11 protein-coding genes and 1 pseudogene are annotated in these 11,509 nt (G+C 69.6%); 6 read left to right on the forward strand and 6 right to left on the reverse strand.

The window, feature by feature from the left end; all coding sequences use genetic code 11:
• Together AC13HU_RS20055 and AC13HU_RS20060 are read left to right on the forward strand one after the other, a co-directional pair.
• A pseudogene (locus tag AC13HU_RS20055) lies at positions 1 to 113 on the forward strand (ABC transporter ATP-binding protein); the annotation flags it as partial.
• Positions 100 to 1,110: an ABC transporter permease gene (locus AC13HU_RS20060; protein ID WP_483043280.1), complete on the forward strand. Its 1,011-nt coding sequence runs from the start codon at positions 100 to 102 to the stop codon at positions 1,108 to 1,110. The pseudogene AC13HU_RS20055 and the gene AC13HU_RS20060, both read left to right, overlap by 14 nt.
• On the opposite strand, the gene rarD is transcribed toward AC13HU_RS20060, so the two are convergent.
• Both rarD and AC13HU_RS20070 read right to left on the reverse strand, forming a co-directional pair.
• On the reverse strand, positions 1,100 to 2,086 hold the full coding sequence (gene rarD / locus AC13HU_RS20065) for an EamA family transporter RarD (RefSeq protein ID WP_483043281.1): 987 nt from the start codon (positions 2,084 to 2,086) through the stop codon (positions 1,100 to 1,102). The two genes, AC13HU_RS20060 and rarD, sit on opposite strands and share 11 nt — an antisense overlap.
• A 131-nt stretch (positions 2,087 to 2,217) precedes the next feature.
• Positions 2,218 to 3,078, reverse strand: coding sequence for an SDR family oxidoreductase (locus tag AC13HU_RS20070; RefSeq protein ID WP_483043282.1), 861 nt, complete (start codon positions 3,076 to 3,078; stop codon positions 2,218 to 2,220).
• Between the two features lie 107 nt (positions 3,079 to 3,185).
• On the opposite strand from AC13HU_RS20070, the gene AC13HU_RS20075 reads away from it, so the two are divergent.
• A complete protein-coding gene (locus AC13HU_RS20075) occupies positions 3,186 to 3,548 on the forward strand; it encodes a winged helix-turn-helix transcriptional regulator (protein ID WP_483043283.1) in 363 nt (120 codons plus the stop codon).
• 608 nt (positions 3,549 to 4,156) lie between these two features.
• Here AC13HU_RS20075 and AC13HU_RS20080 read toward each other — a convergent pair.
• Positions 4,157 to 4,630 (reverse strand): cupin domain-containing protein, encoded by a 474-nt coding sequence (locus tag AC13HU_RS20080; protein ID WP_483043284.1) that lies wholly within the window; start codon positions 4,628 to 4,630, stop codon positions 4,157 to 4,159.
• 57 nt (positions 4,631 to 4,687) lie between these two features.
• Between AC13HU_RS20080 and AC13HU_RS20085 the strand changes: the two genes are divergently transcribed.
• From AC13HU_RS20085 to AC13HU_RS20095, 3 genes are all read left to right on the forward strand, one after another.
• The gene (locus AC13HU_RS20085) at positions 4,688 to 4,867 is read left to right on the forward strand and encodes a ribbon-helix-helix domain-containing protein (protein WP_483043285.1); all 180 of its coding nucleotides are present in this window, start codon (positions 4,688 to 4,690) and stop codon (positions 4,865 to 4,867) included.
• A gap of 1 nt (position 4,868) precedes the next feature.
• Positions 4,869 to 5,213, forward strand: coding sequence for a VOC family protein (locus AC13HU_RS20090; protein WP_483043286.1), 345 nt, complete (start codon positions 4,869 to 4,871; stop codon positions 5,211 to 5,213).
• A 277-nt stretch (positions 5,214 to 5,490) separates the two neighbouring features.
• A complete protein-coding gene (locus AC13HU_RS20095) occupies positions 5,491 to 7,131 on the forward strand; it encodes a DHA2 family efflux MFS transporter permease subunit (protein WP_483043287.1) in 1,641 nt (546 codons plus the stop codon).
• 271 nt (positions 7,132 to 7,402) lie between these two features.
• Here AC13HU_RS20095 and AC13HU_RS20100 read toward each other — a convergent pair whose 3' ends face one another.
• From AC13HU_RS20100 to AC13HU_RS20110, 3 genes are all read right to left on the reverse strand, one after another.
• The gene (locus AC13HU_RS20100; RefSeq protein ID WP_483043288.1) at positions 7,403 to 8,491 is read right to left on the reverse strand and encodes a 2-oxoacid:ferredoxin oxidoreductase subunit beta; all 1,089 of its coding nucleotides are present in this window, start codon (positions 8,489 to 8,491) and stop codon (positions 7,403 to 7,405) included.
• Positions 8,484 to 10,514 (reverse strand): 2-oxoacid:acceptor oxidoreductase subunit alpha, encoded by a 2,031-nt coding sequence (locus AC13HU_RS20105; protein WP_483043289.1) that lies wholly within the window; start codon positions 10,512 to 10,514, stop codon positions 8,484 to 8,486. Before AC13HU_RS20105 ends, AC13HU_RS20100 begins: the two co-directional genes overlap by 8 nt.
• A 186-nt stretch (positions 10,515 to 10,700) precedes the next feature.
• Positions 10,701 to 11,360 (reverse strand): response regulator, encoded by a 660-nt coding sequence (locus tag AC13HU_RS20110; RefSeq protein WP_483043290.1) that lies wholly within the window; start codon positions 11,358 to 11,360, stop codon positions 10,701 to 10,703.
• Positions 11,361 to 11,509 lie beyond the last annotated feature (149 nt).

An 11,509-nucleotide genomic window follows, 5' to 3' on the forward strand; every position in this document is an offset into this window, starting at 1 on the left:
ACGCGGCCCTGGTCGCGGCGGGCGTCCGCGTGCGCGGCTTCGGCCTCGAACGCGGCTCGCTGGAGGACGCGTTCGTGGCGCTGACCGGGGAGGGCTTCGATGTCGCGGGCTGAGACGGCACCGGAAGGCGCGGGCACGAGTACGGGCGCGGGCACGAGTACGGGCGGGGACGCGGGCGCGGGCACCGACTCCGGCACCGGCACCGGCACCGCCGCGCAGGACCGTAACCTGCCGGAGCCGGACCGTACCGCCCCGAGGGCGCCGCGGCTGCTGTGGTCCCTCGGGCTGTTCCGCTCCGAACTGCTCACCGTGTTCCGGCGCTGGCGCACCCTGGCGCTGTTCGCAGTGCTGGCGGGCGTGCCGGTGCTGGTCGGTATCGCGGTCCGGATCGAGACCCGCGACGGCAGTACCATCGGCGGCGGCACGCGGGGCGACGGCGGGCCCGCGTTCATCCAGCAGGTCAGCAACAACGGCCTGTTCCTCGCGTTCACCGCGCTCGCCGCCACCCTGCCGTTCTTCCTGCCGATGGCGATCGGCGTGGTCGCGGGCGACGCGATCGCGGGCGAGGCGAGCGGCGGCACCCTGCGCTATCTGCTGGTCGCGCCGGCCGGGCGGTCCCGCCTCCTGCTGGCCAAGTACGCCTCGGTGCTGGCCTTCTGCCTCGTGGCGACGCTGGTCGTCGCCGTGTCCGGGCTGGTCGTCGGCTTCGTGCTCTTCCCGGTCGGTGACGTGACGACGCTGTCCGGTACCACGCTCCCGCTCTCCCAGGGCATGCTGCGGGCCCTGCTGATCGCGGTCCTGGTGGCCGGGTCCCTGGTGGGCATCGCCGCCCTCGGACTGTTCGTCTCCACCCTCACCGACAGCGGGATCGGCGCCATGGCGGCCACCGTCGGGCTGCTGATCACCGTGCAGATCGTCGACACGATCCCCCAACTGCACGCGGTCCAGCCGTACCTCTTCCCGCACTACTGGCTGAGCTTCGCCGACGTGCTGCGCGACCCCGTGCAGTGGGACGCCATCGGGAAGAACCTCGGCCTGCAGGCCCTGTACGTGGCCGTGTTCGGCTCGGCCGCCTGGGCCCGCTTCACCTCGCGCGACGTCACCGCCTGACCGGCCCGGCGGGCGTGGTGGGCGTGGTCGCGGTCGTGCCTGCGCTCGCGTTCGCGGATACGGCCCCGGCCCCGGTCCCGGCCCCGGCGAGCGCGAGCCGGCCCCTGCGGGCGGTGCGGAGGGCGTCCCAGGTGAGCACCGCCAGCGCGGCCCAGACCAGGAAGAACCCGGCCCACCGGTCGGGCGGCATCGTCTCGTGGAAGTACAGCACCCCGATCAGGAACTGGGAGACGGGGGTGAGGTACTGCATCAGGCCGATCGTGGAGAGCGGCAGCCGGGTCGCGGCCATCCCGAAGAAGATCAGCGGTATCGCGGTGACCAGCCCGCAGGCGGCGAGCAGCGTGGCGTGCCCCGGCCCGTGGTGGGTGAAGGTCGAGCGCCCCTCGGCGCCCAGCACCATCAGGTAGGCCAGCGCGGGCAGGAACTGGACGCTCGCCTCGGCGGCGAGCGACTCCAGCCCGCCCATCGCCACCTTCTTCTTGATCAGCCCGTAGCTGCCGAAGGAGAAGGCCAGCGTGAGCGCGATCCACGGCAGCCGCCCGTAGCCGACGGTCAGTACGATCACGGCCGCGCCGCCGATGCCGACGGCCGCCCACTGCACCGGCCGCAGCCGTTCGTGCAGCACCAGCACGCCGAGCGCGATGGTGACCAGCGGGTTGATGAAGTAGCCGAGCGCCGCCTCGACCACGTGGCCGGCGTTCACCGACCAGATGTACACGCCCCAGTTCACCGTGATCGCGGTCGCCGCGGCCGCGATCAGCGCCATCCGCCGTGGCTGCCGGACCAGTTCGGCGATCCACGCCCAGCGGCGCAGCGCCAGCAGGATGACCGCGGCCACCCCGAGCGACCACACCATCCGGTGCGCGAGGATCTCCAGCGCCCCGGCCGGCTCCAGCAGCGGCCAGTACAGCGGGAAGAGTCCCCACAGGCCGTACGCCGCGAAACCGTAGCCCAGTCCGACCCGTTGCTCGCCCATTCGCTCGCCTTTCCCGACGACGCCGCCGCGCCGCACGGCATTGACGAAGGTAGCGGGCGGCGGCTCGGCCTGTCATGGCCATATCGCACTGTGGTCATGACAGGCCGGGCGTCGCACGGCGTGCAGCGGGGTCAGCCCTTGAGCGCGGCGGCCACCGACTGCGGCATCGGCGTGGTCGGGCGGCCGATCAGCCGGGACAGCTCGCCGCTGGTGCCCGCGAGCAGGCCGCGCCCGATCGCCCGATCGACGTCGACCAGCACCTCGGCGAACGCCGCCGGCACGCCCGCGCCGACCAGCACGTCCAGATACTGCTCTGACGAGACGTTCTGGTAGGCGATCTCCCGACCGGTCGCCGCCGAGACCGCCGCCGCGTACTGCGCGAAGCTCCACGCGGTGTCGCCGCTCAGCTCGTACGCCTTGTTCTCGTGGCCCTCGCCGGCGAGGACCGCGGCCGCGGCGGCGGCGTAGTCCGCCCGGGCCGCCGAGGCCACCCGGCCCTCGCCCGCGCTGGTGACGACGGCGCCGTGCTCCAGCACCGTGCCGAGGTTCTGCGTGATGACCTCGGTGTACCAGCCGTTGCGCAGGAAGGTGTGCGGCACCCCGGAGTCGAGGATCAACTGCTCGGTCAGCTTGTGGTCCTCGGCGAGCGCGAGGTCGGCCGCCGGTCCGCCCAGAATGCCCGTGTACGCCAGCAGGCCGACCCCCGCCTCGCGCGCGGCGTCCACCACGGCGGTGTGCTGCGGCAGCCGCCGGCCGAGCTCGCTGCCCGACACGAACAGCACCCGGTCGCCGGCCGCGAACGCCTCCTTGAGCGTCGCCGGCTCGTCGTAGTCCGCGACCCGCACCCGCACGCCCTTCGCGGCCAGGTCGGCCACCTTGCCCTGGTCCCGTACGACCGCGGAGATGTCCCCGGCCCCCACCCCGCGCTCCAGCAGGTCCTCGATGACGAGCCGACCCAAATGCCCGCTGGCCCCGGTGACGACGATGCTCATGCTGATACTCCCGTTCTGTGGTGGTATGCGAATTTCTCCGGCTTCTCCGCCACCGTAACGCGAACGCTAACTGTGGGAAAGTACCCACCTTGGCGTAGGGTACCTACATGAAGGTAAGTGACCCGGCCAGGGCCGGGTGTCCCGAGCGGGCCGGCCTCGAACACGTCACCAGCACCTGGGGCGTCCTCGTCCTGGTCCAGCTGACCGAGGCGGGGACCCTGCGCTTCAGCGAGCTGCGCAGGCGGATCGGCGGGGTGAGCGAGAAGATGCTGGCGCAGACCCTGCGAACCCTGGAGCGCGACGGTTTCATACGGCGCCGGGCCCGCCCGGTGATCCCGCCCCACGTCGACTACGACCTCACCGTGCTCGGGGTCCAGGTCGCCGAGAAGGTCGGCGCCCTCGCCGAGTGGACCGTCCAGAACGTCAGCGCCGTCACCGCGGCCCAGCAGACCTACGACGCGGCGCTCTGACGCCACGCTGGAACGCACCCGCCGTGCCGGGCGGTGCCGGCGAGACGCCCTTACGCTGCACGACGGAGAAGTAGATCTCCACCTGGTTCAACCACGAGGCATGGACCGGGGTGTGGACCATCGCCGCGTTCGGGAACGCCACAGCCAGCCGGTCGGCGGCCTTCGTGCTGAGGTTCCCCCGCTGTGCGGGAGGTGTTGATCGGGCGGGCAGCGGCAACAGGCATGGCTGTCACCACCCTCCGCATCTCGGGGGAACCTCATCGAGAGAACGGATCACGGACAGGGCCGCAGCCTGACGCCTCGACAGCACACCGGCTGGCACGACACGCCGCGAACCTTGTCAGCGGGCAGGTCGCGTTGCCGCCACACCGCGAGAGTGGCTCGCCCTCGGTCGGCCGGCTTCGGCTTGGCCGGTCTCCTTTCGGCCCGCGGCGGCGCCTGCACTTCTTGGAGGCCCCTTCGTCGGCCCGGTGCAGGACGATGCCGTGCGTGATCCTTGGTGATGCGTTCGCTGCCGGTGGCGACGGCGTCGCGTGCGATTTCGCGGATGAGAATCGACAGGGCTGGGGTGCTGCCGCCGGTGCGGTTGTGGAGGCGGTGGTCCTGCCTTACCAGGCAGGGCTGGTGACGAAGTGGGTGTCGTAGCGGTCTTGCTCGGTGAGCAGGCTGTCGCGGCTGGCTTCGCCCCGGCGGATCCTGGCGACCTGCCGAAGGTAGTCGAATCGTTCGATGCCAGGGGTGATCACGATCAGGGCATCGGCGGTGTTCTCCGGGGCGGCGCGGAAGGCGTGGTCACAGCGCGGTGGGATGACCAGGAAGTCACCGGAGCCGGCGGTGATGACCTTCGATCCCACAAGCACCTGGAGTGTTCCGTCGACGACGAAGAACAGTTCGGAGGAGTGGTCGTGCCGGTGTGGGACCGCGCCGTCGGCGCCGCGGGCGAGTTGGATGCGGTGGGCGCTGAGCGCCCCGTTGCTGGCACTGGCGTCAGCCAGTAGGCAGTGGCCGATCTCGGGCAGTTGCTCGGCGTCGCCTGCGCGGACGACAACCGGGTCGTGTGGATCGGCTGCAAAAACAGACATGCGTGACTCCTCCGATGGGGCTAGTATGCTAGCAATCTAGCGAGCTAGTATCGCCCTATGGGTGATACGGAAGTCAAACAGTTCAACGTGTATCTGCCGCTGGGGCTGATCAGGCAGGTCAAGCATCACGCGATCGAGACGGGCATGTCGTTGTCCGAGCTGGTCGCAGACGCCTTGCGTGCCTACCTCGACGACGCCCATGGGCAGCGGCAGTCCTCTTCCGGAAAGGAGTCATGACATGGCAACCGAAGGGTTCGAGGCGGTGTTCGTGGAGACCCACAACTGGGGGAAGAGCGCAAAGTTCTTCCAGGAACTCGGTTACGAGTTGGAGACCTCCACCGGCGACGGCTCCGGCGTGTTCCGCAACGGCGAGGGTCCTTATCTCGTCGTTGTCGAGATCGCCGAGGACCGGGAGCCCGGCGTGCAGGTCGCGCTGAAGGTGTCCGATGCGGACCTGTTCCGTCCCGATCCGGCCGTGGAGGTGGCCACCCCGTTCCAGGACACGCACTACGGGACCCGGGAGATGACCGTCCGGGACCCCGACGGACGGCTGTGGAGTCTGCAGGCTCCTGCCAAGAGCTGACATTTTCCCTCTCGTCCGGGTGGGCTGATTCACCTCGGCCGATGGTGCCTGCGGTCCGCCCGGTGAATCCTGCGGCAGTGACGGGTTTCGCCCTGCCAGGCGCTGTCCAGCCTGCCCACAGCCGAGGTCACACGCCTGCGGGCAACGGCGCACGGGAGGGGACCCGTACGCGGGTACCGGGCGAGGACATCTGGAGCAACAAGACCTGTTGGGCCCACCGGTGGCGGCGCTTCCGCCACTGACCGTGGGGATGCGAGGAGCGAAGGATGGGATACGAATGAGCAGATGGCGCGGCAATCCCTGGGCGGTACTGCTGACGCTCAGCCTGGGATTCTTCATGACACTGCTGGACCTGACGGCCGTCAACGTCGCCATCCCCAACATGATCGGCGACCTGCACGCGTCGCTGGACGAGGTGTTATGGGTGATCAATGTCTACATCCTCGTCCTCGCCGCACTGCTGATCACGTTCGGCCGACTGGGCGACGTGCGCGGGCCGCGCACCATGTTCATCGGGGGTGTCGCGCTGTTCACCGTGGCATCGGTGCTGTGCGCCCTGGCCCAGGATCCGGCCCAGCTCATCGCCACCCGGGCCGTTCAGGGCCTGGGTGCGGCGGCGCTGATGCCGCAGACGATGACGATCATCATCGGCACGTTCCCGGCCGAGCGCCGGGGCACCGCACTCGGCGTCTGGGGCGGAGTCGCGGGCGTGGCCACGATCGCCGGGCCCACCCTCGGCGGGTTCCTGGTCAGCACGGCCGGCTGGCGGTGGATCTTCTTCGTCAACGTTCCGATCGGCGCGATCGTCCTGGCGATGGCCGTCACGCTCGTGCCCGACATCCGGCACGGCACCCACCGAAAGCTGGACATTGCGGGTGTCGTACTCGCCGCGGCGACACTGGTATGCCTGACCTTCGCGCTCACCGAGGGCCAGCGATATGACTGGAACACCGGGATCTGGGCGCTGCTGGGCACGGCTGCCCTGCTGCTGGTGCTGTTCCTGATCCACCAGGGCACCGGGCAGCACAGCGACCCGCTGCTGCCCTTCGTGCTCTTCCGCGACCGCAACTACGCGGTCATGAGCTTCGTGTCCGCGACCGTCCAGGTCGGGATGCTCGGCCTGTTCCTGCCGGTGATGATCTATCTGCAGTCCGTGCTGAACTTCAGCGCCCTCACAGCCGGACTCGTGATGGCGCCGGCGATGGTGGTGTCAGCGGTGCTGTCGCCGGTCGCGGGCCGAATGGCGGACCGGATCGGCGGCAAGTACGTCCTGATGACCGGTCTGACCCTGTTCGCGGCCGGCATGGCCTGGCTCACCTGGGTCATCGACGTCGGCCGCGCGTGGTGGGAGTTCCAGCCCGCCCTGGTCACGGCGGGGGTAGGCATCGGCTGCGTGTTCGGCCCGATGGTCACGGTCGCCATGTACAACGTGGAGCCCACGATGGCCGGGGCGGCCTCTGGCGTGATGAACACGATCCGCCAGATCGGCACAGTGATCGGCAGTGCCGCAGTCGGCGCAGTACTGCAGAACCGCCTGGCCGCCTCGCTGCAAGACGAAGCGGCAAAGCGGGCTGCCGGCCTCCCGGCCGACGTCCGCGGCCAATTCCTGGCCGACTTCCGCAACGCCGCCAAGAGCGGTCAGGAAGTCGGCATCGGGCGGAACGGTGCGGTGGTCCACCCGCCGCGGGGAACACCGACAAGCCTGGCCCATCACATCGATCAGGTGGCGGCGTCCACGTTCGAACACGGGGTCGTCCACGCGATGCGGCCGACCCTGGCAGTGCCCATCATGGTGATCGCGGTCGGCGTCGTCTCGTGCTTCTTGGTACGACGCCGACAGGTCGGCAGCCCGCGCCCCGCTCCGGAACCAGTCGACCTCAGCACCTCGGCCTCAACGCGCCAAGAGTTCCTGGGCTGAGGCCGTCGTCGACCGTGGCTGTGCTGTGGTCAGTCGCTCTTGCCGCCTTTGTGGCGACAGCGTCCGGCGGCGGCTGGCCACCCTCGTGCGTCCGCACAGTCGGCTTGTGCGGCTCGGCGGGGGTGCCCGCCTGTCGGCTGTGCCGGGGTGCCACCCCATCTCGACTCGTCCGGCCGCGACCCGTCGGCGCCGGCCCCGACCTCTGACCGGCGCTCAGACGTATGGTCGGCGCTCCGCAGCCAACCCCCGAGGGACTGCTGGAGCCGACCACTTAGTCGGGGATGGTCCAGGTGTCGGTGCCGGTGAGGAGGGTGGTGAGGTCGCCGGGGCCGTGGTGGGTGGTGGCTGCTTCGAGTTGCTCGGCCATGTCGGTGTCGTAGACGGGGCGGGTGGTGTCGCGGAAGACGCCGATCGGGGTGGCGGTGCCGGGGCCGAAGGCGGTGCCGTCGGTGAGGCGGGACAGGGCGAAGGCGTTGGTGGGTGAGGGGGAGTGGGCGTCGTGGACGAGGACGTCTGCTTCGTTGTCGGGGGTGATGTCCACGATGTCGAGGTCGCCGGTGCGGTTGTCGCGGATGATGCCGCGGGAGCCGTCGGGGCCGAAGCGGACGGGTGCGCCGTGTTCCAGTCGGATCAGCGCGCTCTGGGCGGTGGTGTTGTCCTTGAGGACGTCGAAGGCGCCGTCGTTGAAGATGTTGCAGTTCTGGTAGATCTCGACGAGTGCGGTGCCTTCGTGGACGGCGGCCGCGCGCAGTACGGATTGGAGGTGTTTGCGGTCGGAGTCGATGGTGCGGGCGACGAAGGAGGCTTCGGCGCCGATGGCCAGGGACAGCGGGTTGAAGGGGGCGTCGAGGGAGCCCATGGGTGTGGATTTGGTGATCTTCCCGACCTCGGAGGTGGGGGAGTACTGGCCTTTGGTGAGGCCGTAGATCCGGTTGTTGAAGAGCAGGATCTTGAGGTTCACGTTGCGGCGTAGTGCGTGGATGAGGTGGTTGCCGCCGATGGACAGGGCGTCGCCGTCGCCGGTGACGACCCATACGCTCAGGTCGCGTCGGGAGGTGGCCAGGCCGGTGGCGATGGCGGGGGCGCGGCCGTGGATGGAGTGCATCCCGTAGGTGTTCATGTAGTACGGGAAGCGGGAGGAGCAGCCGATTCCGGAGACGAAGACGACGTTCTCGCGGGCCAGGCCCAGTTCCGGCATGAAGGACTGGACGGCGGCGAGGATGGCGTAGTCGCCGCAGCCGGGGCACCAGCGCACTTCCTGGTCGGACTTGAAGTCCTTCATGGTCTGGGGGCCGGTGGCTTTGGGTACCAGGGACAGTGCTGTCGCGCCGGCGAGGGGGGAGGGCATTGCCTCAGACATTCGCGTTCTCCTTCGCGATGGCCTGTGCCAACTGTTCGGCCTTGAAGGGCAGTCCGGTCACCTGGGTGTAGGAGTGGGCGTCCACGAGGTATTTCGCCCGGAGGAGGTGGGCGAGTTGGCCGAGGTTCATCTCGGGGACCAGGACTTTGTCGTAACGGGCCAGGACCTGGCCGAGGTTGGCCGGGAACGGGTTGAGGTGGCGTAGGTGGGCCTGGGCGACCTGGCCGCCTTCGCGGCGGATGCGGCGGACCGCGGCGGTGATCGGTCCGTAGGTCGAGCCCCAGCCCAGTACCAGGGTTCGTGCTGTGCCGGTGGGGTCGTCGACGTCGATGTCGGGTACCGCGATGCCGTCGATCTTGGCCTGGCGGGTGCGGACCATGAAGTCGTGGTTGGCCGGGTCGTAGGAGATGTTCCCGGTGCCGTCCTGCTTCTCGATGCCGCCGATACGGTGTTCCAGGCCGGGGGTGCCGGGTACCGCCCAGGGCCGGGCCAGGGTCTGCGGGTCGCGCAGGTAGGGCCAGAAGCTCTGTGTGCCGTCGGCCGCGGTGTGGTTCGGGCCGGACGCGAACTCCACGTGCAGGTCGGGTAGTTCGGCGACGTCGGGGACGCGCCACGGCTCCGAGCCGTTGGCGAGGTACCCGTCGGACAGCAGCATCACCGGGGTGCGGTAGGTGATCGCGATCCGGGCGGCTTCCAGCGCGGCGGTGAAGCAGTCCGCGGCGGTGGCCGGGGCCACGATCGGTACCGGCGCCTCGCCGTTGCGCCCGTACATCGCCTGGAGCAGGTCGGCCTGCTCGGTCTTGGTCGGCAGCCCGGTGGACGGACCACCGCGCTGGATGTCCACCACCAGCAGCGGCAGTTCCAGACTGACGGCCAGGCCGATCGTCTCGGACTTCAAAGCGACACCGGGCCCGGAGGTGGTGGTCACCGCCAGCGACCCGCCGAACGCCGCACCCAGCGCGGCGCCGATCGCGGCGATCTCGTCCTCGGCCTGGAAGGTCCGCACACCGAAGTTCTTGTGCCGGCTCAGCTCGTGCAGGATGTCCGAGGCCGGGGTGATCGGGTAGGAACCCAGGAACAGCGGCAGCCCGCTACGGCTCGACGACGCGATCAGGCCGTAGGCCAGCGCCAGGTTCCCCGAGATGTTCCGGTACGTGCCGGCCGGGAAGGCACTGGCGGCGGGCGCCACCTCGTAGGAGACCGCGAAGTCCTCGGTGGTCTCGCCGAAGTTCCACCCCGCGCGGAAAGCCGTGACGTTCGCCTCCGCGATGTCCGGCTTCTTCGCGAACTTCCGGCGCAGGAACGACTCGGTACCCTCGGTCGGACGGTGGTACATCCACGACAGCAGCCCCAGCGCGAACATGTTCTTCGCCCGCTCGGCGTCCTTACGGGCCAGACCGCTGTCCTTCAACGCCTCCAACGTCAGCGTCGTCAACGGCACCGGATGCACCGCATACGCCGCGAGCGAACCGTCCTCCAACGGGCTCCCGCCGTATCCGACCTTCGCCAGCGCCCGCTTGGTGAACTCGTCGGTGTTCACGATGACCTCCGCACCCCGCGGCAGATCGGCCAGGTTCGCCTTCAAAGCCGCCGGGTTCATCGCCACCAACACATCCGGGGCATCACCCGGAGTGAGAATGTCGTGATCGGCGAAGTGCAACTGGAACGAGGACACACCCGGCAGCGTCCCCGCAGGAGCACGGATCTCGGCCGGGAAGTTCGGCAACGTCGACAGGTCGTTACCGAACGACGCCGTCTCGGAAGTGAAACGATCACCGGTGAGCTGCATCCCGTCACCGGAGTCACCGGCAAACCGGATGATCACCCGATCGAGTCGACGGGTCTCCTTGTCGGAGGTGCGTTGCTCCCCGAGTTCCCCCGGTTCCCCGAGTTCCCCGCTCTTTCCGAGGTTCTCGAGCTCTTCGGCTTGCCCGAGCGCTTCGGCTTCCCCGACCGGGGAACCGAGAGCGGTTCCCGGGCCCTCGTGTTCCTCGTTGATGGGGCTGCTGACCTGGCTGGTCACTAAACGGACCTCCTTCGCGGCGGCACGGCTCAGGGCCTGTCGGGTGGCCTCCGCCCAGCAGGCTCTCACCGTTCATCGTACGTCGGTAAGGGTCGCCTTCCCGGTGCGTCCCGGCATGTGGAAGCGGGCGCACGGCCGCGCGGAGCGCCGCTGCCCGGTCCCGTTGTTGGACAGTTTGTCAGCAATTCAGGAGTTCAGGTAGGTCAGCACCGCCAGCACCCGGCGGTGATCCCCCACACTCGGCGCGAGCCCGAGCTTCAGGAAGATGTTGCTCACATGCTTCTCCACGGCGCCGTCGCTCACCACGAGCTGCTTGGCCACCGCCGAGTTGGTCCGGCCCTCGGCCATCAGGCCCAGCACCTCGCGCTCGCGCGGGGTCAGCCCGGCGAGGACGTCCTGCTTGCGACTGCGGCCGAGCAGCTGCGCGACCACCTCGGGGTCCAGCGCGGTGCCGCCCTCGGCGACCCGGACCACCGCGTCCACGAACTCGCGGACCTCGGCCACCCGGTCCTTGAGCAGGTAGCCCACCCCGCGGCTGCTGCCCGCCAGCAACTCCGTCGCGTACTGCTCCTCGACGTACTGCGACAGCACCAGTACCCCGACGCCCGGGTGCTCCTTCCGCAATTGCACGGCGGCGCGCACACCTTCGTCGGTGTGGGTCGGCGGCATCCGCACGTCGGCCACCACCACGTCGGGCGGCACACCCTGGTCGGCCAGTTCGCGCACCGCCTTGATCAGCCCCTCGGCGTCGCCCACCCCCGCGACCACGTCGTGGCCCCGGTCGGTGAGCAGCCGGGTCAGTCCCTCCCTGAGCAGTACCGAATCCTCGGCGATGACGACCCGCACCCTGTCCTCCACGGTCTCCAGCTTCCCCCGTCCGAACCGACTCCCCCAGCATCCCAGCATCAGCGGCCCAATGAGGAATACGGTGGCGGGGTGGGCAAGGTTGCGCCCGGCGATCAGAGGCGGCGCCCGTGCGGGGCGGGCCCAGGGAG

Source organism: Streptomyces sp. NH27, from assembly GCF_056859195.1.